General features: G+C 40.4%; 23 protein-coding genes. 11 read left to right on the top strand and 12 right to left on the bottom strand.

Going from position 1 to position 24,010, the window contains the following annotated elements; translation table 11 throughout:
* Positions 1–50 precede the first annotated feature (50 nt).
* Positions 51–2,231 (top strand): copper-translocating P-type ATPase, encoded by a 2,181-nt coding sequence (locus AAHF87_RS00350; protein ID WP_342146218.1) that lies wholly within the window; start codon positions 51–53, stop codon positions 2,229–2,231.
* A gap of 100 nt (positions 2,232–2,331) precedes the next feature.
* Entirely contained in the window at positions 2,332–3,093 is a 762-nt protein-coding gene (locus tag AAHF87_RS00345; protein WP_342146217.1) for a hypothetical protein, read from the top strand.
* 62 nt (positions 3,094–3,155) lie between these two features.
* Here AAHF87_RS00345 and AAHF87_RS00340 read toward each other — a convergent pair whose 3' ends face one another.
* The 6 genes from AAHF87_RS00340 to AAHF87_RS00315 all read right to left on the bottom strand — a co-directional run bounded on the left by AAHF87_RS00340 (position 3,156) and on the right by AAHF87_RS00315 (position 9,864).
* Positions 3,156–4,286, bottom strand: coding sequence for a saccharopine dehydrogenase NADP-binding domain-containing protein (locus tag AAHF87_RS00340; protein ID WP_342146216.1), 1,131 nt, complete (start codon positions 4,284–4,286; stop codon positions 3,156–3,158).
* 314 nt (positions 4,287–4,600) lie between these two features.
* A complete protein-coding gene (locus AAHF87_RS00335) occupies positions 4,601–4,822 on the bottom strand; it encodes a hypothetical protein (RefSeq protein WP_342146215.1) in 222 nt (73 codons plus the stop codon).
* 119 nt (positions 4,823–4,941) lie between these two features.
* On the bottom strand, positions 4,942–5,586 hold the full coding sequence (hflD, locus tag AAHF87_RS00330) for a high frequency lysogenization protein HflD (RefSeq protein WP_342146213.1): 645 nt from the start codon (positions 5,584–5,586) through the stop codon (positions 4,942–4,944).
* 104 nt (positions 5,587–5,690) lie between these two features.
* Positions 5,691–6,773, bottom strand: a complete 1,083-nt coding sequence (mraY, locus tag AAHF87_RS00325) for a phospho-N-acetylmuramoyl-pentapeptide-transferase (RefSeq protein ID WP_342146212.1) — start codon at positions 6,771–6,773, stop codon at positions 5,691–5,693.
* Between the two features lie 173 nt (positions 6,774–6,946).
* Positions 6,947–8,296, bottom strand: a complete 1,350-nt coding sequence (locus AAHF87_RS00320; protein ID WP_342146211.1) for a UDP-N-acetylmuramoyl-tripeptide--D-alanyl-D-alanine ligase — start codon at positions 8,294–8,296, stop codon at positions 6,947–6,949.
* An 86-nt stretch (positions 8,297–8,382) separates the two neighbouring features.
* Positions 8,383–9,864, bottom strand: a complete 1,482-nt coding sequence (locus tag AAHF87_RS00315; protein ID WP_342146209.1) for a UDP-N-acetylmuramoyl-L-alanyl-D-glutamate--2,6-diaminopimelate ligase — start codon at positions 9,862–9,864, stop codon at positions 8,383–8,385.
* A 103-nt stretch (positions 9,865–9,967) separates the two neighbouring features.
* Here AAHF87_RS00315 and AAHF87_RS00310 point away from each other — a divergent pair, with 103 nt between their 5' ends.
* The 3 genes from AAHF87_RS00310 to AAHF87_RS00300 are packed head-to-tail and all read left to right on the top strand — an operon-like array spanning position 9,968 to position 12,746.
* Positions 9,968–10,213, top strand: a complete 246-nt coding sequence (locus tag AAHF87_RS00310; protein WP_342146208.1) for a FeoA family protein — start codon at positions 9,968–9,970, stop codon at positions 10,211–10,213.
* Between the two features lie 12 nt (positions 10,214–10,225).
* Positions 10,226–12,517 carry a Fe(2+) transporter permease subunit FeoB gene (gene feoB, locus AAHF87_RS00305; RefSeq protein WP_342146207.1) on the top strand — a complete coding sequence of 764 codons (2,292 nt, stop codon included), beginning with the start codon at positions 10,226–10,228 and terminating at the stop codon, positions 12,515–12,517.
* Positions 12,510–12,746 (top strand): FeoC-like transcriptional regulator, encoded by a 237-nt coding sequence (locus AAHF87_RS00300; protein ID WP_342146205.1) that lies wholly within the window; start codon positions 12,510–12,512, stop codon positions 12,744–12,746. The genes feoB and AAHF87_RS00300 overlap by 8 nt, the downstream gene beginning before the upstream one ends.
* A gap of 166 nt (positions 12,747–12,912) precedes the next feature.
* Here AAHF87_RS00300 and dusA read toward each other — a convergent pair whose 3' ends face one another.
* Positions 12,913–13,893 (bottom strand): tRNA dihydrouridine(20/20a) synthase DusA, encoded by a 981-nt coding sequence (gene dusA / locus AAHF87_RS00295; protein WP_342146203.1) that lies wholly within the window; start codon positions 13,891–13,893, stop codon positions 12,913–12,915.
* A gap of 112 nt (positions 13,894–14,005) precedes the next feature.
* Here dusA and AAHF87_RS00290 point away from each other — a divergent pair, with 112 nt between their 5' ends.
* Positions 14,006–14,302, top strand: a complete 297-nt coding sequence (locus AAHF87_RS00290; protein ID WP_342146202.1) for a hypothetical protein — start codon at positions 14,006–14,008, stop codon at positions 14,300–14,302.
* A 73-nt stretch (positions 14,303–14,375) separates the two neighbouring features.
* Here AAHF87_RS00290 and recJ read toward each other — a convergent pair whose 3' ends face one another.
* Positions 14,376–16,109 carry a single-stranded-DNA-specific exonuclease RecJ gene (gene recJ, locus AAHF87_RS00285; protein WP_342146201.1) on the bottom strand — a complete coding sequence of 578 codons (1,734 nt, stop codon included), beginning with the start codon at positions 16,107–16,109 and terminating at the stop codon, positions 14,376–14,378.
* Positions 16,110–16,291: 182 nt separating this feature from the next.
* Between recJ and AAHF87_RS00280 the strand changes: the two genes are divergently transcribed.
* Positions 16,292–16,663, top strand: a complete 372-nt coding sequence (locus tag AAHF87_RS00280) for an Mth938-like domain-containing protein (protein ID WP_342146200.1) — start codon at positions 16,292–16,294, stop codon at positions 16,661–16,663.
* A gap of 89 nt (positions 16,664–16,752) precedes the next feature.
* Here AAHF87_RS00280 and AAHF87_RS00275 read toward each other — a convergent pair whose 3' ends face one another.
* Together AAHF87_RS00275 and AAHF87_RS00270 are read right to left on the bottom strand one after the other, a co-directional pair.
* On the bottom strand, positions 16,753–17,259 hold the full coding sequence (locus AAHF87_RS00275; RefSeq protein WP_342146199.1) for a hypothetical protein: 507 nt from the start codon (positions 17,257–17,259) through the stop codon (positions 16,753–16,755).
* Positions 17,260–17,705: 446 nt separating this feature from the next.
* The gene (locus AAHF87_RS00270; protein ID WP_342146198.1) at positions 17,706–18,827 is read right to left on the bottom strand and encodes a hypothetical protein; all 1,122 of its coding nucleotides are present in this window, start codon (positions 18,825–18,827) and stop codon (positions 17,706–17,708) included.
* A 291-nt stretch (positions 18,828–19,118) separates the two neighbouring features.
* Between AAHF87_RS00270 and AAHF87_RS00265 the strand changes: the two genes are divergently transcribed.
* Positions 19,119–19,658, top strand: coding sequence for a hypothetical protein (locus tag AAHF87_RS00265; RefSeq protein WP_342146196.1), 540 nt, complete (start codon positions 19,119–19,121; stop codon positions 19,656–19,658).
* Between the two features lie 29 nt (positions 19,659–19,687).
* Here the strand turns inward: AAHF87_RS00265 and AAHF87_RS00260 are convergent, their stop codons facing one another.
* Both AAHF87_RS00260 and ispG read right to left on the bottom strand, forming a co-directional pair.
* Entirely contained in the window at positions 19,688–20,914 is a 1,227-nt protein-coding gene (locus AAHF87_RS00260; RefSeq protein WP_342146194.1) for a L,D-transpeptidase family protein, read from the bottom strand.
* Positions 20,877–22,136 carry a flavodoxin-dependent (E)-4-hydroxy-3-methylbut-2-enyl-diphosphate synthase gene (gene ispG, locus AAHF87_RS00255; protein ID WP_342146193.1) on the bottom strand — a complete coding sequence of 420 codons (1,260 nt, stop codon included), beginning with the start codon at positions 22,134–22,136 and terminating at the stop codon, positions 20,877–20,879. The genes AAHF87_RS00260 and ispG overlap by 38 nt, the downstream gene beginning before the upstream one ends.
* 120 nt (positions 22,137–22,256) lie before the next feature.
* On the opposite strand from ispG, the gene rpoH reads away from it, so the two are divergent.
* Genes rpoH through AAHF87_RS00240 form a run of 3 tightly spaced genes read left to right on the top strand, consistent with a single transcriptional unit; the run spans position 22,257 to position 23,995 of the window.
* Positions 22,257–23,126 carry an RNA polymerase sigma factor RpoH gene (gene rpoH / locus AAHF87_RS00250; protein WP_342146192.1) on the top strand — a complete coding sequence of 290 codons (870 nt, stop codon included), beginning with the start codon at positions 22,257–22,259 and terminating at the stop codon, positions 23,124–23,126.
* Positions 23,123–23,299, top strand: coding sequence for a CBU_0585 family protein (locus tag AAHF87_RS00245; protein ID WP_342146191.1), 177 nt, complete (start codon positions 23,123–23,125; stop codon positions 23,297–23,299). Before rpoH ends, AAHF87_RS00245 begins: the two co-directional genes overlap by 4 nt.
* Before the next feature lie 57 nt (positions 23,300–23,356).
* Positions 23,357–23,995 carry a CYTH domain-containing protein gene (locus tag AAHF87_RS00240; protein ID WP_342146189.1) on the top strand — a complete coding sequence of 213 codons (639 nt, stop codon included), beginning with the start codon at positions 23,357–23,359 and terminating at the stop codon, positions 23,993–23,995.
* Positions 23,996–24,010 lie beyond the last annotated feature (15 nt).

The raw sequence follows: 24,010 nt of genomic DNA, 5'->3' as shown, positions 1-24,010 counted from the left end.
TGAGTGGCGTAAAATAGACCTACCAAGATTGACCCCAGAGGTGTATCTATATGTCTGTAGCATTGAATTCAGATAGCACACACCGCCCTTCTCATTCTCAACAATATACCTGCCCCATGCATCCCGAGATTATTCGCGATCAGCCGGGCAGCTGCCCCATTTGTGGTATGTCACTAGAAGCTCGAACCGTTTCAGGCAAGATAACTGATCAACATGAGCATGAATTAGATGATTTATCGCGCCGATTTTGGTTAGGTGTCCTATTAACACTCCCCATTTTATTCCTGACCATGGGTCTACATATCCCAGGAATCAAAACTATCGTAGGCGCTATTCCTGTTATTTTTTCTTCTTGGTTACAATTCATTTTAACTAGCATTGTGATACTTTGGGGTGGCTACCCTCTTCTAAAAAAAGCTTGGCTTTCTGTTAGACATCGGCATTTAAATATGTTTACGCTGATTGGTTTAGGAATCAGCATTGCCTATATATATAGTATTATTGCCCTATTATTTCCAAATCTATTTCCAGCCGCATTTCAATCAACGCCTGGCCACGCTAATCTTTATTTTGAAACGGCTAGTGTGATAACGGTTTTGGTATTGATGGGACAAGTTTTAGAGTTAAAGGGTCGCGAACAAACCAGTGGCGCTTTGCGTGCTTTACTGGATTTATCACCAAAAACAGCAAGAAGAGTAAACGATCAGATAGAAAAGGAAATTCCTTTAGACGAAATCCAAATTAATGACGCATTAAGAGTACGACCAGGAGAAAAAATTCCTACTGATGGTGAAGTGATTCAAGGTCATAGTTCTGTTAATGAATCTATGATTACTGGTGAAGCCATGCCGGTTGAAAAACAAGTCGGATCAAAAATAATTGGCGGTACGTTAAATATTTCAGGAAGCTTTGTAATGTGCGCCCGACATATTGGAAAAGAAACCATGTTGGCCCAGATTGTCCAATTGGTTTCTGAAGCACAACGATCTAAGGCACCTATCCAAAAACTTGCCGATCACATTGCCAGTTATTTTGTACCTATTGTTTTAGTAATTGCGATCCTTACTTTTATTGTTTGGTCAATTTGGGGGCCCAATCCGGCTATGACGTATGGTCTAATCGCCGCAATTTCCGTTTTAATTATTGCCTGTCCTTGCGCCTTGGGTTTGGCAACTCCGATGTCGATTACGGTCGGTATGGGCAGAGGTGCGCAAGCAGGCATTTTGATAAAAAATGCCGAAAGCCTAGAACGGTTTGAAAAAGTTACCGCCCTGGTTGTCGATAAAACCGGTACGTTGACCTTAGGGAAACCTATCGTCACTTACATCATTGCCATGCCTGGCTTTACTGAAACTGATATTTTAGTATTAGCCGCGAGCTTGGAAAAACATAGTGAACATCCCCTAGCCAGCGCTATTGTTCATGCTGCTGAAAAAAAACAGCTTCAATTAAAAGAAATTGAAAATTTCTCTGCAGAGGTTGGAAAAGGTGTAACCGGCATGTGGCAAGATAAAGCGATTGCTTTAGGTAATTTACGGTTATGTGCGGATCGTAAAATTTTAACCACACCTTTAGAAGATGAAGCTGAAAAATTGCGCCAAGCGGGCGAAACCGTGATGTATTTAATACTGGAAAAACAATTAGCTGGATTAATCAGTGTCAGTGATCCTATCAAAAACTCAACCTTTTCAGCGCTCAATCGTTTAAAAAGCCTAGGCTTAACTATTATTATGGTCACAGGGGATAATCATGTGACTGCTAAAGCCATTGCTAAAAAATTAGCTATTAATCAGGTAGAAGCGGGAATATTACCCTCGCAGAAAAGCGTTATTGTGAAACAGTTACAAAAACAAGGCTATATCGTTGCTATGGCGGGTGATGGGATTAATGACGCCCCTGCGTTAGCACAAGCAGACATCGGTATTGCCATGGGAACGGGGACGGATGTGGCTATGCAAAGCGCCGGTGTCACTTTAGTTAAAGGTGATTTAATGGGAATAGTCCGCGCGCAACAACTCAGCAAGCAAGTCATGAGAAATATTCGTGAAAACTTATTTCTAGCATTTATTTATAATATTATTTGTATTCCTGTCGCCGCAGGTATTCTATATCCTTGGAATGGACGCTTACTTGATCCGATGCTCGCTGCTCTGGCTATGAGTTTAAGTTCAGTGTCGGTCATCGGTAATTCTTTACGATTACGCACACTAAAATTGTTCGATAAAAATTAGTTCTTATAGATTTGCAACGAAAAACTTGACATAATGCCTGCCCCTTTAAAAGCTTTTCTTAAAAAACAGAGGGAATGTTCAATTTCTAACAAGGAATGTCATGGTTTTACCACTTACCAAAAAACAAAACGACTCTCAAACAATTTCTCAGCTCTATCAGCATTTTAAATCCCCAAGACGCTCGTCGCGAGATAGTTTCCAAAAAATGCTCTATCAGCTCAGCTCAAATCCATTTGATATTGCTTTAGCGCTCGCCAATATCCGGGATAAAAATATTCTTAATTTAGAAAATTTTTCTCTTATTCTCATACACCCCTCTCCATTTGAAATATCCATGGCCTTAATACAGCTACATGATGTAAAACTTTTAAATACTCAAAACAAAAAAGCGCTAGAAAGACATAACTGCCCTACAGGAATTGCCTTAGTGTTACGTTTACTTCACAGCGTTAAATTATTAACTCCAGCAAATCGATCCGCTATTCAAGAAAAAAATGATCCACATTCTGTAGCCAACGTGCTTTTTAAACTTTTTTATGCCGATCTTTTTACGCAGAAAAATTTTGAGCAGGTGTTAGCTCATCCTCATCTGCTATCTATCAACAACTTAGTGCGTGCCTATGATAGACAGCATATCCTGACACAAACGATATTTGAAAAACTCATGGGATCTCCACAAGAAAAAAACTTTCTATGCCGTGGCGAAAACCAATTAAAAAAATTCGCTATTCTTCCTAAGCAAATTTCAAACGCATTGATTTATCATTGTGGAACGCATACGGGCTTTTTTCTCACGCACAAACATCAAAGCGACCCAGAATCCCCTACTAAGACTGAATTGCGACAAGTTTGCAAAAATTAGGCTTATTTAGAGGATTGCGAATTAAGCGACAACACAGGCAAAAATTCGAGGGCGAAGAGTTATCAAAATTTTTTACTGACTTCTGAAAAGATGTGTATATCCAATTTTTTTAACTCGGCCAAATAACTTTCCAGTGAAATTAAATTCATAGCAGTGATTGCCCCAGTTTCAACGATTTCCTCTTGTAATATTCTTTTTGCTAAAAGAATGGCTGGAATGGTGGGGATATAAGGGCCATCACCACTTTTGGCTATCATAAACCATTTAATATCCTTATGATTTCCCTTATGATCGGTACCCGACATGAGCATATGCATACCACCTGCATCAGTGCCAAACGAATCAAAATAATGACTGAATTTTAGCAAGGTTTCGGCATGGTTTGCTAATTTAATCGGAAACTTTAGTCGGATTAACCAAGATAAAAACCATAAACCCAGATGTGACATACTACTTTCTATTCCCGCAGAAAATCGGATCGATTTAATAGGAAAAAAGCCTGGTAATAACTCTAAATCTGGAACATCACAGTTTGCCATCCAACGTTTTCCTAACAGAGGATACTCTTGTCGATATAAATCTTGCCATCCATACACTTTTTTGGGTATGCCAGGAAAATCTTGTAAACGGCGCCCAACATAACTTAGGATGCCTTTGAAGGTAGCCAATCCTCTTTCGGTTTTTTGGCCAAGCGTAATTCCATAGACTAAAGAATCTATTATCTTAAACTCATCTTTATAATAGTCTAAAACTGCTGATGACAAACAAGGTAAAGTGCTAGCACCGGTAATAGCGATACAATTTCTCTTGTTCGCTTGTTCATCTAAAATTGAAAAATCATTCACATATTCACGGGCATCCGCTAGATCAATATAATTTATGCCTAAAAGGATACAATTAATTGCTGTGGTAAAATCCGCGGTTTGAAAAGGACCCGAGGCATTGATAACCAATGGTGGCCTAAGCCGTAATAACTCTTGGGATAATCTCTTTTTAAAATCAAAACACAGTATATCAATACAGGTGTCGACAGCCACTTTAGAAAGTTGTTTTTTTAAAGCCAATAAGGGTTCTTCATGGCGACCACTAATAATAATAGCAACATTTTTTTTAACTAATCCTTTTGCTATTTTCCTACCAAAATTTCCAGTAGCACCTAAGATTAAAACTTTATTATCTTCATCAGGTTTCATAAATCATCATCCCTCATATTGGTAGAGTCAATCAATTATCTTTTTATACTAGTGAATTTTTTAATTTTTAAAGCTGCTTGGTTATCATTATAAAAATGTTGAAATTGTAACATTATTTTTTCATAATTTTGCTGATTAATGGAAATTTAATCTTGTATCACTTTAAAAATATTCTCAGCAGGCTTTTCGTTAGTCTGTAGAAAAAAATAATTAAATTAATCAGTAAATCAATTTTTCCAGCGGTTTTTTTCTTGTATCCAGATTCACTCGCCTAGAATTCCTTTATTTTTTTTACATTCCAAACATTTATCTTCTCAAATTTGTTTTAATAAAAATACTGTATTTTTTGATAAATCGACGAACAGACCTAAGGTAAAAATTAATAGAAAGCGAATAGCTTTAAACCAATACGGCTTTAAAAGATTAGAAATAGCACTCAGCATGGAATGAGTAAACGCAACCAAAATGCTTGCAAACTCAGGGGTCGAGTCAGTATTTTCTAAGTTGTTTTTCAGGAAAGCTTTTGCGGTAGCCATTATTATTTTAATAATTATTAAGGACCGTTTAATACAGATTTATATTGTTAACTCATTTAAATAAATTATAACATAAATATCATTTTTGATAATACTCTACTTAGAAATCGGATGATAGGTTATTTAGAATTAAAGTTGATGAGTAATTTTCTAGCAGCACCTATTAAGCTATGACGCTTGAGAAAAAGCTGCCAGCGCGAACCACCCAATTGACGCCATAATACCGCCGAGCGTACGCCGGCTAATAAAGCGGCACGAATTTTGCTGACGGTTTCGGCATGCGCTAAATATTTGCCTTGTCCAATGACATGCAAACGAAAAGGTAATGCACCTAACGTGGTGACATAGATATCCGCTAAACTATCAATAATAAGCTGAGGTGAAGAGGCAAAATAGTTAGCTTGAGCAATAGCATGTTTAATGCGTCGAGTTAAATTTCTTTTGGTTTCGGGAGAGTGAACAAGTTTTCTTTCGAGATGCATTAAACCAATTAAATACCGGGTTAATTCGCGATCCTGTTTAATTTTAGTGTAAGCGAGCAAATTAACTAACTCCTGCAAACCTAAACGTAAACCGCTAATCGTACCACCATAAACTTGCTCCACCGTGCTAACATCTAGCGTGTAGATGCTTTGGATACTGGTATCAAATGCCAGCTGTTCAGTCTTCCCCGTCCTAGCAAGATCGCGAACTAAAGCAGCCGATTGAAAAACACCGGCCAAAGCCAAACTGCGTTCAACATTTTTTTTTTCTTTGTTTTGCATGACACATTAAAATAATTAAGGGATATTTACTCACAGCAGATTTTTGACCATTGCCGCGAAAAAAATTATGCGATCAACGACCCTATTCAAGGGCGAAGCGTACATCAACGTAATTTCAAAGTGGCTAAACCAAATAACACCAATATAAAGGTAATAATCCAAAACCTTACAATAATTCTCGGTTCTGGCCAACCTTTTAACTCAAAGTGATGGTGTATGGGGGCCATACGAAAAATTCTTTTCCCAGTTAACTTAAAAGATGCGACTTGCAGGATCACCGAAATAGTTTCCAGCGCAAAAACACCACCCATAATGAGTAATACAAACTCTTGTCTTACCACGACGGCAATACAGCCTAATGCCGCGCCCAAGCCTAAGGCACCGACATCACCCATAAATACTTGGGCAGGATAGGTATTAAACCATAAAAAACCTAGACCCGCGCCGACTATAGCGCCACAAATGACCACCATTTCGCCGGCACCAGGAACAAAAGGGATCGCTAAGTACTTGGCGTAGGTAATATTTCCAGTGAGATAAGCAAAAATGCCTAAACCACTTCCCACTAATACGGTCGGCATAATCGCTAAACCATCTAAACCATCGGTTAGGTTTACGGCATTACTGCTACCCACGATGACAAAGTAAACCCAGGGAATATAAAATATACCTAAAGGAATCAAGAGATTCTTAAAAAAAGGCACCACTAATTGGGTTTCTACCGGTAACTCTGCATTCATATAAAGCAGTATGCCAATGCTTAAGCCTAATATGGATTGCCATAAATATTTCCAACGTGGGATAAGTCCGCGACTATTTTTTAGCATCAGTTTTAGATAATCATCGGCAAATCCTATCAAACCAAATCCTACTATACCTAACAGCACTATCCAAATCAGATGATTGTTAAGATTAGCCCACAGTAAAGTTGTCATCACTATAGCGATTAAAATCAAGGCACCGCCCATGGTCGGCGTCCCGGCTTTGCTTAAGTGCGCTTGTGGTCCGTCAGTACGTATAGATTGGCCAATTTGTCGATGACTTAACGTACGTATCATCTTAGGTGCTAATAAAAGTGAGATAAGAAATGCAGTGAGAGAAGCTAAAATCGCTCTTAACGTTAAATATTGAAAGACATGAAAAGCGCGATAATAATTTGATAGAAAGGCAGTTAACCATAACAACATGTGTTTCGTTCCCAATTAAAATTAATGAGTCCGTCAGGCGAGGCCGATACGCCAGCGGGGCAATGACAATCCATGGATTGCCATGCACCTACGGTGCTCGCAATGACGATTAATATTTTACGTGTTCGTCAATAGACGATTAAAGTTTACGCGCTCGCAATGATAAAAAATGCTTAATCCGTTAACGCAGCGGCTACTTTTTCCATTTGCGCACTGCGTGAACCTTTAATTAAAATGGTCACATTCTTTTGCAAGTGCGGTTTCAGCGCCAAAATTAATGCTTGATGATTAGAATAATGCTCTGCGTTAGCGCCAAATGCTCGGGCTGTTTCTATACTTAAATCACCGTAAGTAAAAACAGCATCGATATTTAATTCTTTGGCTAATTGTCCCATTTGACGATGATAGTCTTCGGCATTTTGACCTAACTCTCCCATATCACCCATAACAAAAATTCGTTGCCCAGCATAATGCGCCAATAATTTTAAGGCCACTGCGACTGAACTTGGATTGGCATTATAACTATCATCTATTAATGTCGCACCTGTTTTTGTTTTGCTCACTATGACTCTTCCCGGCACCGGCTGCATTTTTTCTAAACCGGATTTAATATGGGATAATTCTATGCCTACTTGACTGGACGCCGCTGCCGCCGCTAGCGCATTCAATACATGATGTTGCCCAGGCAAACTTAAACTCACCATCATTTCCTTAGCATTAGGCGCATGTAACAAAAAGCTCGTTTTTCCATCCGCATCCATTTGCATATTCGTTGCAGAAAAATCAGCCGTATCGGATAAACCAAAACGCACAATGCGGAAATTAGCCGATTTTTTTTGTAATGTATCAGCAAACTTATCATCGGCATTAATGATTGCCACGCCGTTTTTGACTAAACCAGAAAAAATCTCAGCCTTAGCCTCTGCAACACCAGACATGGACCCAAACCCTTGCAAGTGCGCCGGCCCAATATTGGTAATCATCGCAACATTCGGTTGCGTGAGTTGCGTTAAATATTCAATTTCTCCGGCGTGATTAGCACCCATTTCGATCACAGCATAACGGTGCTGCGTATTTAAATTCAGTAATGTTAAAGGTAAGCCAACATCATTATTGAAATTCTTAAAATTAGTTAGCACAGGACCCGCTTCGGCCAAAATAGATCGGATCATTTCCTTGGTTGTGGTTTTGCCAGAGCTACCGGTTAAGGCGATGATAGGAATAGAAAATTGACTGCGGTGGTGTTTGGCCCATTCGCCTAAGGCCTTTCGTGTGTCCTGCACGAGTACTAAAGGCAAATCAGTATCAATAGCATGGTCAACTACGGCAGCTGCTGCACCGCGCTGCTTGGCAAGCTCGATAAAATGATGTCCATCAAATTTCTCACCGCGAATTGCAATAAAAAGCTCATGTGGTTTTACGCTACGCGTATCAATACTCAGTCCGGTATAATTCACATCTGGACCTAAGCATTTACCATTAAGTATGCTAGCGAGTGTTGATAATTTCACTAGATTGGCCATAAAAAAAGATAAATATATAGTAATCGATAGCTATTAATATTGCACTGATAAATAAGCTTTACTTAGAATTGTAATTTGAATTGAATTTACTGGTTTAATAAACGTTGCACTTCGCTAGCATCATCGAAAGGATACTTGACACCTTTAATCAATTGATAGGCTTCGTGTCCTTTACCCGCCACTAAAATTACATCAGACGGCTGAGCAGTCGCTAAGGCGTAGGCAATCGCACGCTGTCTATCCGGTTCACGATATACGGCTTTTTTACCGGTGAAACCGTGTTGAATATCCTGTAAAATTTGCAATGGATCTTCATAGCGCGGATTATCATTGGTTAATATGATACGATCGGCTTCCTGCTCGACAATCTTGGCCATTATTGGCCGTTTTCCTTGGTCTCTGTCGCCCCCACAACCAAATACACAATACAACTCGCCTTGGCAATGGGGGCGTAAAGCACGCAGTACTTGCTGCAAGGCATCCGGTGTGTGCGCATAGTCGACAACCACTAAAGGCTTTCCTGCGACATGCAACGCTTGCATGCGTCCTTTTACGCCCTTTAATTTAGATATCACTTGTGAAATTTCTGCTAAAGAAAAATGTAAACTTTTCAACAGCGTCAATACCAACAGCAAATTACTTAAATTAAACTTTCCCATTAAAAATGGATTTTCGATAAACACTTCGCCCCAAGGCGTATCGATCTCTGCCTGCAAACCTTGTCGATTAAAATTGAATTTTTTTACGGTGACATGCGGAATATGTGACCAGGCCACTTTGGGTTTATGTAAAGAATAAGCATACACCGGTAATTGTTCGGCAAGTTCAGTTAACCATTGTTGCGCATAAGCATCATCCGCATTTAATATCGCTTGCTGCACGCCGGTTAAATCGAAAAAAGAACGTTTAGCCTGCGCATAAGCCTCCATGCTGCCATGGTAATCCAGATGATCGCGCGTCAAATTAGTAAATGCTGCAACAGAAAATTCCGTTCCATTTAAACGCTGTTGGGCTAAACGATGTGAAGACACCTCCATCACCACTGCTTGTGCTTGCCGATCCCGAAAACCTGCCAGTAATTGTTGTAACTCTATAGCATCGGGTGTCGTTAATTGACCTGGCTTTAAGTCGCCATAAAAACCATTACCTAAGGTGCCAATGACACCACAAGGTTTTTGTAATTGCTGCAAACTATCCGCTAAAAAATGCGTACAGGAAGTTTTACCATTCGTGCCGGTAATACCTACCACCGGCATATAACGACTTGGATAATCATAAAATCGCGCCGCAATCGGTCCTAATTGTGCCGTTAAATGACGAATAGGTAATAGTGGGATAGGTGTTGTAGTGAGATCAATAGAACTCTCCACATCCGGTTCAAATAAAATAGCCGCCGCTCCTTTGCTTATCGCCTCCGGTATGAAGTGACGTCCATCACTACCCAATCCTGGATAAGCAAAGAATAAATCTCCCGCTTGCAGTTGACGGCTATCTTGGGAAAGTCCTTTAATGACCGCGTCCGTCGTTACCGGAACGTCCAAACCCATTAATAATTGACTTAACTGCATAAAAAATACTCGCCGAATAATTTTATTTTATCCTCCACTAAGGCTTGCTTCGTCACTAAAAAACCTCTATCATAAATAGTAATGATTCTCATTTAAAACATTTATGTTAAGCGCTATACCACTGACGCAATTGCGATGCGGACAATCTGCTACGGTACAGGGTTTTAGTCCAGACATTGCACCTCAATGCCGCAAGTTACTCCAACATTTAGGCATTACCCGACAAACCACTATTACTTTAATTCGTCGTGCACCCCTCGGTGACCCTTTACAATTACAAATATTAGGTAGTCAATTTAGTTTACGTTCCAGTGAAGCCTGTCATATTTACGTAGAATATTCAAACTAAACTCAACAACTCATGCAAAAAAATAAGATTATTGCCATAGCCGGCAATCCAAATTGTGGTAAAACCGTCATTTTTAACGCGCTCACCGGCGGCCGACAAAAAGTCGGTAACTGGGCAGGTGTGACCGTGGAGCAAAAAAGCGGTTATTTTAATGTCGGTGCAACAAATTATGAAATCGTTGATCTTCCTGGCACTTATTCCTTAAGCGTAGTCGCTAATAATTGTGCCATGGATGAATGCATAGCCTGCAATTATCTGGTCAGTAATCGTCCCGACGTCGTTATTAATGTATTAGATGCCAGCAATCTGGAACGTCAACTCTATTTGACGACACAACTCTTGGAAATGCAGATACCGGTTATTATCGCACTTAATATGATGGATATTGCTAAACGCCGCGGTAGTCATATCAATATTCAGAAGCTGAGCCGATTATTAAAATGCCCGATCATTCCCCTGACCGCCACTCGCGGTATGGGCATTCAAGAATTACGCCAGGCCTTATCCAACACTATTCCAACACATTCTACTTTCCCTTATGCTCTTGAGCCCTTATTAAAAAGCGCTGTACAAACACTCGCAGAAAAATTATCCACAAAATCACTCCCTAAAAATTGGTTAGCCTGTCGACTATTAGAAGATGATGCACTTGCGCGCAACTTTGTCACAGCAGAAGAACTTAACTTTGCACAATCACTGATTGAGATAGTCAAAACACAACACGGCGAAGAAGTTGATTTACTGATAGCCGATGCACGCTATGCTTGGATACAGTCCATTTTAAAGCAAAGTTTAATCACACACACACCGGGTATAACTTTCACCGCGCGCATCGATCGTATTATTTTGAATCGTTGGTTGGGTATTCCTATTTTCTTGTTAGTGATGTACTCACTTTTTTTATTTGCCATTAATGTCGGTGGCGCTTTTCAAGATTTTTTTGATATCGGCAGCACCGCATTGTTTATTCATGGCACTATCAATGTCTTAACGCACTGGCATTTACCCATTTGGCTAATTGCATTAATTGCCAATGGTTTAGGTAAAGGTATTAATACCACGATTAGCTTTATACCTGTCATTGGTGCGATGTTTTTATTTTTATCCTTATTAGAAGACTCCGGTTACATGGCGCGCGCTGCATTTGTGGTCGATAAACTAATGGGAGCCATCGGCTTACCGGGAAAAGCCTTTGTTCCACTAATTGTTGGTTTTGGTTGTAATGTCCCGACAGTAATGGCGACACGCACACTTGCCTCACCGCGGGATCGTATTTTAACGGTGATGATGGCGCCTTTTATGTCCTGTGGCGCGCGTCTCACTGTCTACATCTTATTTGTCGCCGCTTTTTTTCCACAAGGTGGAGCCTTAATTATTTTCGCCTTGTATGGCATAGGCATACTAACAGCCATACTCACGGGTTTATTATTACGTTCGACGCGCTTAAAAGCAGAAACAACACCCATGATCTTGGAATTACCGACCTATCATTGGCCGCATTGGGGCACTATTTTTCGCAGTACTTGGCAGCGTTTGAAATTATTTTTATTTAAAGCGGGTCGTTTTATTATTCCAATTTGTATATTAATAGGTTTTTTAAATACGATTAGCATGCATGGCAAACTCGTCACCGGTGAAGCCAATCAACATTCCGTATTATCCAGTATTGGAAAAAGTATTACTCCGATATTTGCGCCGATGGGTATACAAAGTGATAATTGGCCAGCCACAGTGGGTTTAGCGACCGGTTTATTAGCCAAAGAAGTGGTAGTCGGAACTTTGAATACTTTATATTCACAAGTCGGTCAGCTGACAGAACAAGCCGAACAGTCCACAATAAGCGACGAATTAAAAACCGCGGTATTATCTATCCCTAAAAATTTACGTGAGTTGGGCAAGACGCTAAGTAATCCCATGGCGCTTAAAGCCGAGGCACCTGAAGTCACGCAAGGGGTTTATGGTGTGATGTCGCATTATTTCGCCGGCAAACTGGGCGCTTTTGCTTATTTATTATTTATTTTATTGTATTTTCCCTGTATCTCGACCATGGCGGTAATGCAGCGTGAAATCGGCAGGGGCTGGGCTTATTTTTCTATGGCATGGAGCACCGGAATTGCCTATGCCGTCGCTACTTTATTTTATCAAACAGGCACATTTAGCCAACATCCTCTAACGACCATGGTTTGGTATCTCATCGTTGCTACTGCGTTGTTTGTAACGCGTATTGGCTTATCTTCCCAAGCAATTACACTCACTGCATTACCTCTTCCTACTTCATCCAGTCGAGACAACTGTCATGATTAGCTTACTCACTTTAAAAAAATTTATTGCTGAAAAAAAATTAGTGAATCTATCACTAATTTTACAAACCTTTGGCACCAAGCAAGAAGAAACCTTAGCCCTCTTAGAACTTTTAATACACAAAGGTTGTGTAAAAAAATGTCTTAAAACTCCGAGCTGCGCGACACGCTGTCTTAAGTGTACACCTGAGTCTTTCGCTTTATATCAATGGGTAGAACCAGCGAGCTATTAAATCCCGTCATGGCGAGCGCAGTCATTCGCGTCGCCACCACAATTGATATTCCTAGATTGCCGCGCACCTACGGCGCTCGCAATGACGTTTAAATGCTATGGTGCTCGCCATGACGTTTAAATGCTACGGTGCTCGCCGACGATTAATATTTAATACCGCAATACGATCAATACATTTCTTGCACGATCTCTTTTATCCTTAACGGATTCCCGAGCTGTAAGATTTCACTTAATTTTTGTCGCCAGCGTCTGCCGCCCGCTACGCCATGAAATAAACCAAATAAAGGTTGCATTAAATGCGTCAAGTTTTCATCTGACATGAAAGCACGTTCTAGATAAGGCAAATAGTGTAAAACGATAGCGAGTCGACTAGGAATAATTAATGCTTCCTCTGGACTGAGAAATTGATCGAGTTCAGCAAACAGATAGGGATTATGCCAAGCAGCACGACCTATCATGACCGCATCGACGTGTTGTAAATGTTCCTGCGCTATGCTTAAACAAGTTATTCCGCCATTGATAACGATATTTAAATGCGGAAAATCGCGTTTAATACGATACACCCAACTATAATTTAAAGGTGGAATTTCACGGTTTTCTTTAGGACTTAATCCTGATAACCAAGCTTTACGCGCATGAATAATAAACGTTTGGCAGCCTGCTAAACTCACTTGTTGGATAAATTGCGCTAAATAGTCATAGCTTTCGTAATCATCGACGCCAATTCGAGTTTTAACCGTAATAGGTAATTTAACTGCCGCACACATTTCAGCGACACAATCAACGACCCGCGCCGGATCTTTAAGTAATACCGCACCGAAACAACCGGATTGCACTCTATCACTCGGACAACCGACATTCAGATTAATCTCAGAATAACCATAAGCTTCGACTATTTTGGCCGCCTGTGCGAGATCGGAAGCGATGCCACCGCCCAATTGTATCGCCAGCGCTTTTTCGCTGGGATCAAAACTTAATAAGCGTTCGCGTTGCGGACTATTTAAAATAGCGCCTGTAGTCAGCATTTCCGTATAAAGTAAGGCTTTTTTACAAATTAACCTGAAAAAATAGCGGTAATGACGGGTGGTCCAACCCATCATGGGTGCTATCATATACGAACTGATCGACTGTTTCTGCGGCTTTAGCATGATTTATTTCTAATAAGGGGGCTTCCATGCTGGTTTTTTACTGGTATGATAGCCTCACTAGCTTTGTTACACAAAGCCTGTTTTATAATAATAACAATTTGGAGTCCTCGTCATGAAATTGAAACAAGCTCTCGTCATCGGTTTAAGCAGTGCGGTCTTAGCTATCCCTGCTTTCGCAGCGACTAGCACATTTACGACTATGAATCCTGCTACTGATGCAAACCAGCCAGCGGCAGTAACCCCTGCTAAAAAGGAAGCTGTTCATCATAGAAAAGGTCACAAAAAAGTTTCCTTGGAAAGAAAAACAGATCCTAAACAAGCAAAAGACACCGCTAAACTGGACGAGCTAAACACGCTTAATTCAGCAGCAGAAAAAGCCCAAACAGAAAAAAACACAATTAAGGCTTAATTTATATAGCTTAATTTTGTTAAATAGAAGGCCGATTGCATCGGCCTTTTTTTATACTCTTCGCCCTTGAATTTTATATAGGCTCTAAATTCTCAACCATCAACTGTAAGGTTTTGCGACCTTGATAATAGTTTACGCCTAAACGATAGCGCGCATTAATACGTTCGACGCGGTGATTGGGCCAATGACTTAGATTGACATTAAAAGCAATGGCATCCATTTGTTTACTACCCGCATCTTGACTGGCTAAGGTCATCTTTAAGTGTTTATCGCCCACCAAACGCTGCGCAAGTAAACGAAAGCATCCTTCAAATAACGGCTCCGGAAAATCTTGACCCCATGGGCCGGCGTCATAACGTAACCGTTCGGCTAGATCTAAAGTTAACTCTTGCTGGGTTAATTCACCATCGGTATAACAAGTGGCCTGTAGCATTTCTGGGCGCAATTGCTGTTCGCATTCATGCTGAAAAAGTTTAGCAAACTCAGCAAACGAATCTTTTTTCAAACTCAAACCCGCTGCCATCGCATGTCCGCCAAATTTATTGATTAAATGTGGATGACGCGTTGCAATGCTTTCCAATAGATCACGAATATGCAAGCCGCTAATAGAACGCGCTGAGCCTTTTAATTCATCGGCTTGATGGCCCTCAGCAAAAATAATCGTCGGTCTATGTAAACGCTCGGTTAATCGCGAAGCCAACAAACCGATGACACCTTGATGCCAACGCGTATCGAATAAACAAATTCCTTTTTCCAAAGGCTTCTTTTCGATCAATTTTTCTAAAATGATAAAAGCTTCTTGCTTCATGGTGTTTTCTATCGAACGACGTTCCTCGTTCAATTGACTAAGCTGCAACGCTAGTTCATGCGCATGATTACGGTCTGTTTCTAGCAGACAAGCTATACCTAACGACATATCGGCCAAACGACCCGCCGCATTTAAGCGCGGTGCAATACTAAATGATAAATCACTGGCAACCAGATACTCTACTTCGCGTTTCGCCAACTTGAGTAAAGCATAAATCCCTGGCCGCGCTTTACCGGCTTTAATCCACTGCAAACCTTGGGAAACTAATAAACGATTATTCCTGTCTAAACTCACTAAATCAGCGACCGTTCCTAATGCTACCAAATCCAAAAACTGCAACATATTCGGTACAGGAATGCTAGCTTTTTCAAACCAAGCTTGGCTACGCAAATACTGTCTGAGTGCCAATATCACATAAAAAATAACACCCACACCCGCTAAATTCTTACTCGGAAATTGATCGCCGTTTTGCTGCGGATTAACCAATGCATCCGCGGCTGGCAAAGTCGCCGCCTGCAAATGATGATCAGTAATTACGACTTTTAATCCAGCAGCTTTTGCTGCAATTACACCCTCATGACTCGAGATGCCATTATCAACAGTGACAATAACATCCGGTTTTTTTGTACGTAACGCTAGCTCAACAATTTCCGGTGTTAAACCATACCCATACTCAAAACGATTCGGCACTAAGAAATCTACCTGCTGCGCGCCAAAAGCGCGTAACGCACTCACTGCTAACGCACTACTGGTTGCGCCATCACTATCAAAATCACCGACTATCAGTAACCGTTGTTGCTGCATCACCGCATTGCCCAGACACTGTGCCGCTGCTTCAATACCGGATAAAGATTGATAATGCAGTAAATTTGACAAGCGATAATCCAATTCTTGCGCGGATAGTATGCCACGTGCCGCATACACACGCTGTAAAATCGGATGCAAATGCTTTAAGGTTTCAATGAGTTTGAATTCACGACGGTGGATAGTTTTATTCATGATATTAAATATATTCTTCACACTTGAATTTTTCGTCAGGCGATGAAAATGAAGCAACCGAAGTGTATTTTAGTATATGAGGATTACCAATTGAGCGGCCACTTATTCAGCTTCAAGAGTATATAAGTATTCTTTTCATCGGTATATAATTTAATACAAATATTTTAACTTGCTAATCCCTTATGGAATTAAACTTAGACACCGGCGCAGGCCGTTATCAGATTCTTGCTTATACCAAAGATTATATCCAAGTTAATGACCAAAAAATCCGACATAGCCTGATTGTAATGCCAAATCAGCTGGTTGATCCTTGGCCACCGCATTGCATCGCTGACTTAACCACCGAAAATCTACAAATAATTGTCGATCTACGGCCTAGTATCGTATTACTCGGTAGCGGCGAAGACTTAGCTTTTCCGGATGCTGCGTTATTAAATGTTTTTTATCAGCAAAAAATCGGCATCGAAGTCATGAATAATGGCGCTGCCTGTCGCACTTATACGGTGCTAATGTCTGAAGGACGCAACGTAGCCGCTGCTTTGTTGATCGCTTAGTTTATTTAATTAACAAAAAAATTCCCTATGTTCGTCATAAACATAGGGAATGTGTGTGTGTGTGTGTGTGTGTTGGTATAACAAATTAGTTATCTTTTAAAACTAGGGTTAATAACTTTTTTATTATCAACTGCTTCCTCTGGCCCGGCCTGACTAACTACAAATAATTGGCTATAGACAACATTGCCTTCAGGTGATTGATCTACCACTTTTGTTACAGAGTTAGAGTTACTTTGATTGCTATTAGTTGTTTTTTGCGTTTCATTTTCAGGTTTAAACGCACTTTGTTCATTTAGTTCCTTTTCTGCTCGATCAAGTCTTACTCCAGTTATGAAAGAATTAGTTATATTGCTGACCGCATGAGCTATTTTAGAAAGAAACATCGCAGATAAAGCAGATAGTATTAAAGCCGCAGGCCAGACAATGCTAGCAACAGCTGTAAGTACCACTAATGAAATAACAAATGCGACTAGTCCAAATACAAATTGAGATTTAGTTATCTTTCGATCATAAAGATCTTCATTCAACTGTAATTGTTTAGCTTTCAACTTTTGAATTTCTTCATTCAGTTCATTTAAACTTTTTGGATTACTCATAATTCTTACCTCTTATTCTTATAATAGATAAAATCTATTTATATACTTGATTCGATTAACAAAAATAATAATACAGAAGTTAACTTAAGAAAAGCTTAAGTGTTATAAATTTATGTTCTAAGCAGAATAAAAAAATAACGTGATCGAACTTAAACAAAGAAACTAATTTTTGTTTACCTTGGTAAGGTTCTTCATTGCAAGCGCGTAAAAACAATCGTCATTGCGAGCGCGTAGCGCGCGGCAATCTATTAAAAACTAATTTTTTCACTGGATTGCCGCGCGCTACGCGCTCGCAATGACGGAAATTGTATGTGCTCGCAATGACGAGAATTGGTATATGCTCGCAACGACAGGCATTGTACGTGCTTGCAATGACAACATTTAGGATGGAATTTAATAAAGTCTCCATAATGAAGATGGAGACTATTGATTAAGGATTGATTTAATTAGATTGAATTGGAGTGGAGTGGTGTCGAATCTAATGTAGTTGTTTCCTGATTGGCGGATTGTTCGGAAAACATAGGTCCGTATTTGTTAAAGTGATTATTTTTAGCATCATTGCTCCTTAAATTATCTGTCATTTCTTTCTCGCTCATAGTATGAGTTGAACTGACATCTTCAAGCCCAAGAAGTTTACTGTTAATCGATGCATCTAGCTGGCTTTGCTGTTTGTCTAATTTCTTTAATTCAGCAATAGTTTTTTTCAATTGCGCATATTGTTTATTTTCGGCTTTGATTTCAACGGAACTAAATAGATCGCGCATGCCTAAATAAGCCGCATGTAATACACTACCTATTATGACAGGAATAAGAATAATCAAAGCAAAGATACCCTCAACAATTAGTAGCCCCGGGAAAATAGGGCCCAGTAATATAGCGGGGGGTCCTCCCATCATCATAATAAGAGCCACTGCATATAAGCCCATTCCTGCACAGGAAGCCATAAATGAATAGGTAAAAATTTTCGCCCAATTTTCTTTGTCCTTTTGCCTTCTCGAATAAGCGGGAAGTTTTTTCTTTTTTTGTTCTAAGTAGCTTACTTGGCTACTGAAGTCGCGTTGCAAAAAATCTGTCTCTTCTTGGCTAGATAGGTTAGGTGGCAAACATTGAATAGCATTTTTAAGGTGGGCATTAATTTTTGTTATTAAATAGTTTTTTTCAGCCACTAATTCTTTTAATTCAAGCAGATTTTTATGACATCGATCATAATCTTTATTTTGGCTTTTTATCTTCTCAGAACTAAACAAATCGCGCATCCATAAATAAGTGTTATAGACAGGCCAGGCGCTAAAACCCATAGCAAGCGATGAAAATAACCCCGATTCTACAATAATTAAGCTTAAAAGCGTTCCTGATGCAGCAACTGCCAACCAGCCACCTATACCAAAAATCATGGTCCCAGCCAGGGCAATGAAGACGGAAACCGTAAAGAAAGTCTCCCAATTTTCTTTATCTTTTTTTCTTCGCGCATGAGCTGGATGTGTTTTAAGTTTCTTACCCAATAGCTTTATTTTTTTAGCGATATTACTTTTAATAGCAGTTGTTTTTTTCTGTTCAAATTGTTTCATAAAAACCTAACGCGGTGAAAAAAATTAATTCACCAAATCTTAACACACACTATTTAATTTATTAAACATGCGTTAAAAACTTTTCATGGATTGTCACGCACCTTCGGTGCTGCAATGACAATTAATATTTTGCGTGCCCACATTGATGGTTAATATTTTACGCGCTTGTAATGACAAAAAATGCTTGGCCCCAAGTAAATAAGATTTCCTTAAGTTTGATCTTGTATAAATTATTGTTCATAACATTTAATTCAAACGCTAAGGATGGCTATCTTTATTGAGGAGTTTTTAATGGCATCCAAGAACGTCGCATTAGCGAAAGAAATTCTTAAAAAAAGTATAAATTCAGAATTAGAAGGTAAACTCTATTCACTGTGTATGCTAAAAGTAGAAGCTCATATTAAACCTATAGCCTTTAGCTATGCACTATGCGCGCTAAAAAAAACTAATCTCTTAACATTAGCAAATATAAATAGCTTAGAAGCATATTTTAATCCACAGCATATTAGCAGTGCTTTGAATGCAATGGGTAAACTTGCAACACAAGAAAATTTAAATACCTTATTAGCTTTAAAGAATTTTGAATTTACAGAACATAGCGGATATTTGTTCTATCGAATTCCAGAGAAAAAATTTAGCCAATCTGTTTTTGATCAAATCATTGAATTTTCACAAACAACGGATTCAATAAGACAAATAAATCGATTTATTGATCAATTGTTAACTAAAACAATTTCCATTGATAAAAGGCAATCCACACTATTTTTATCATCAACAACTCCAGATAGCGGAATAATAAACGATCATTCGCAAAACAAATTAACACGCTGAGCAAATGTATTTATTGCTAAGAACCTATCTTAGATAGGTTCTGGCAGATCATTGGCTAATTGCTCTTTATTGACGGGGAGCACGGGATCGCGACCATACACATCGTCCCAAAAATGTAAGAAATCCTGTTTATCCACCCACGCGGTAATGTAAGTCAGATGTATGGGGATCGGTGTTTTCAAATTAATCACCGTAGTACGTCCCGACTCCAAGGCCGCTTCGATGCGCGACGCTGCTTGTTGCAAGTTAGGATCGAGTTGTTCTAGGGCTTCGAGAAATTCAAACGGATCTTCTAAACGCACACAACCCGAACTAAACAAACGTCGTTCAGCATCAAATAAGGCTTTGGATGGCGTATCATGCAGATACACTAAATGTGGATTTGCAAATTCAAATTTTATTTGCCCCAATGAATTATGCGGTCCTGGATCCTGACGTAAAATATAACGTCCAGGATTTTTTCTCACAGCCAACCAATCCACTGCGCTAGGATCTAATTCTTTATTCGGTTGATTAACCGCATAGATGCGGATGTGACTACGACGCAAATAATTAACATCCCGCATCGCTTTAGGAATTACATCTCTGCGCGCAATTCCAGGCGGCACGGTCCAATAAGGATTTAATATGAAGCGTGTCACTTCAGAATTAATCTCTGGTGTCGGTCGCGACGGTTTACCGACAATAACGCGGGCGGTTAAAATTGCATGATGGTCTTTAACTAAACGTAAACGGTGATCGGGAACATTAATCCAAATATAAGTAGGATTAGCTAAGACTATCAATCGTGACCATCGTTGCAAATTAAATTCAATCTGATGCAAACGTTGCGCCGCGGAAACATTCAGCGCTTGTTGTGTCGTCACGCCTACTACACCATCATCTTTTAATCCATGCCGTTCTTGAAACAAAGCCACTGCATCTTCGACTTGTTCATCAAAATCATTCGGATTAGGCATGTTAGTACACGCACTGGCAGCTAAATCTTCGCTAGCACATAAACGCTGACGCAATATTGCCACCGCTGGAGCTTGCATACCTAACGATAAAACTTCATTGGTTTGCAAACGCGGCCAAGGATGTTGTGCGGCCTGCTGATAAAACGCTAACTTTTTTTCGAGACGCGAATAAGCAGGAATCGTTACCGATGGAGTCTGTGCCTGCACAGAAAAGCTAGTTAAAGAAAACAAACCCAATAATACGCTTGCTCTAATTCGATTAACTTTGCGTTGCAACAACTTGTTCTCTTTTTGCATAATGACTTACCACATAATCTTCTATAATAGCTTGAAATTGTTGAACAATATTATCTCCACGCAACGTAGCGACTTTACGTCCATCGGCAAATACCGGCGCAATCGGATGTTCGCCGGTACCGGGTAAACTAATACCAATATTGGCATGTTTACTCTCGCCCGGCCCATTCACAATACATCCCATCACCGCCAAGGATAAATTTTCTACGCCCGTATAGTGTTGTGACCACGTCGGCATACGTTCTTTAATATAGGCTTCTACTTGATTGGCCAATTCTTGAAAATAACTACTCGTAGTACGTCCGCAGCCGGGGCATGCCGACACCGAAGGCATAAAGGCGCGCATCCCCATCGATTGTAAAATTTGCTGGCAGACCACTACTTCGCGACTTCTATCCCCACCGGGTTCCGGTGTTAATGAAGCCCGAATCGTGTCACCAATACCTTCTTGTAATAAAACCGCTAGCGCCGCCGTGGTCGCCACTATCCCTTTCGAACCCATCCCTGCTTCCGTTAAACCCAAATGTATCGCATAGGTACAACGCGCGGCTAGATTACGATGGATAGCAATCAAGTCCTGTACGCGACTTACTTTACAGGATAAGACGATGAGACTCGCTGGCATGCCAATTTTTTCAGCCAATTCAGCACTCAACAAAGCCGATAGTACTAAGGTTTCCTGCAGCACTTCCGCTGCAGACCGTGGATGCGCTAACGCTGCATTTTTATCCATCTCACGCGAACTCAGGTCTTGATCCAAGCTCCCCCAATTCACGCCTATCCGTACCGGCTTATTAAATTTCAGCGCGACCTCAATCATCTGTGTAAATTGGGCGTCACGTTTTTCGCCATAACCCACATTACCTGGATTAATACGGTATTTATCTAGGGCCTCGGCACATTCGGGATACGCCTGTAAAAGCCGGTGACCATTGTAATGAAAATCACCGACGATCGGCACCGAATAGCCCGCCTCGCGCACTTTATCGCGAATAAAAGGGACTTGCTGCGCCGCTTGCTCGGTATTGACGGTAATTCTGACCAACTCTGAGCCGGACTGAGCTAATTCAATGATCTGCTGAGCCGTAGCGGCGGCATCTTCAGTGTCGGTGTTGGTCATGGATTGAACAATAATAGGCGCCCCGCCGCCCAGCTGAACCGAACCTACTTGAACCGGGGTACTGATGCGACGTACGATGGGGGAAGGCTCAGATTCGGTCATAGAAAATTTTCCTTTATTTTTTAAGTACGGATGAAAATAGGAATCTATTGCGGTATACTCTAGCACATTATGAAGTCAAGTGAACATACTAAAACAAGTCTAAAGACAAGGGGGATGGTTATGAATACTCACTTACAAACACTTTATCAATCACTACCCATCAACAGCACCGACGCCTATATTGCGCGGTTAAAACAAATTCCCGTATTAAGCGCTGAAGAAGAAACCGCACTCGCCGAACGCTATTACCAACATCAAGACTTAGTCGCCGCCAAAAAGCTTATTATTGCCAACCTACGCTTTGTGGTACACATTGCACAGACTTACATGGGTTATGGTCTGGCACTCGCCGACCTGATTCAAGAAGGAAATATTGGTTTAATGAAAGCGGTCAAACGTTTTGACCCCAAAGTAGGCGTGCGTCTCATCTCATTTGCTGTGCATTGGATTAAAGCTGAAATTCAAGAATTTATCTTACGCAACTGGCGTATTGTCAAAATCGCCACTACCAAAGCACAACGTAAATTATTTTTTAATTTACGTAAAATGAAAACTCATTTAGGTTGGTTTAACCAAAAAGAGATCGAAGCGGTTGCGCGGGATCTCGGCGTCAAACCAGAGACCGTGCGCGAGATGGAATCGCGTTTGGCCTCTAACGATATGAGTTTGGATATCAGTGACGACAGCAGCGACTCCAAGTCCAGCAGCTATCCGCTAATCGATATGCATTTCGAAGATAATCGTTACGATCCCGCACGTTTACTCGAAGCCAGTAACACCACCGAGTCCAGTCAAGATCATTTGCATAAAGCGCTCGCCAAATTAGACGAACGCGAACAAACCATTATCCGCGATCGTTGGTTAACTGAACCTAAAATTACCTTGCAAGAATTAGCCAATCGTTATCAAGTATCGGCTGAACGCGTGCGTCAACTCGAGCAAAAAGCCATTAAAGAGCTACGTAGCGCTATCGAACAACAAGCGGCATGAAGACTATAAAAAACCAACTTAAGCCAGATAGAAACTTTGTCAGCGATATTGATCAATTTCTTGCCGCTTTTGATAAGCGCCATCCTGAAAAATCAGCTTCACAACAACAAGAAATCGAACAATATCAAGCATTGATGACAAAACGCGATACAAAAATCGATAGCCACTCTTGAATATACTCACAGCAACTGGATTTTTGACAAGTGCCGTGAGGAGGATTGCGAATACTTATGTTTCTCGAAATTGAACTTAAACTCAGCATTGCCCCCGAAGATGTAAATCTATTACACCAGCATCCTTTATTACAGCTCCCCAGCACGCAAATTATCTCCGTAGAACAACTGATTAGCCGCTACTTTGATACCGCTGACCTCGCCTTGTGGCAGCAAGGACTGTCGATGCGCGTACGTGAGGCCGGCGGTCGCACCATACAAACCCTAAAAACAGCCGGCGAACAAATCGGCGATCTACAACATCGGCATGAATGGGATCAACCGGTAACGCAAAACATTCCCAATATTGAGCAATTTACCGATTCCAGCTTAATAGCCAAACTTAAAACCATCCTTGGTGACAAGCATTTGCTAGAATTATTTCATACCGATTTTCAGCGCAGTTCATGGAACTTAAGCACAGAGAATGGAACTCACATCGAATTAGTTTTAGACCAAGGCCAAGTTAAAACCGCAAGCCATCAAGCCGCGCTCCATGAAATCGAGCTGGAATTAAAGCATGGTGATAGTCAAGAACTGTATAAGATAGCCGAATTTCTAAAGTCAACGATACCGCTTAACGTAGAAACGCGCAGTAAGGCAGAACGCGGCTATTTACTCTATAATGACAATAAAATGTCATCTAATTATGTATAGTTAATCCCCCGTAAT

This window comes from Rickettsiella endosymbiont of Aleochara curtula, from assembly GCF_964030935.1.
GTDB lineage: Bacteria > Pseudomonadota > Gammaproteobacteria > Diplorickettsiales > Diplorickettsiaceae > Aquirickettsiella.
Note: the sequence above shows the minus strand (reverse complement) of the source record. Positions and strands in the feature narration are given on the sequence as shown.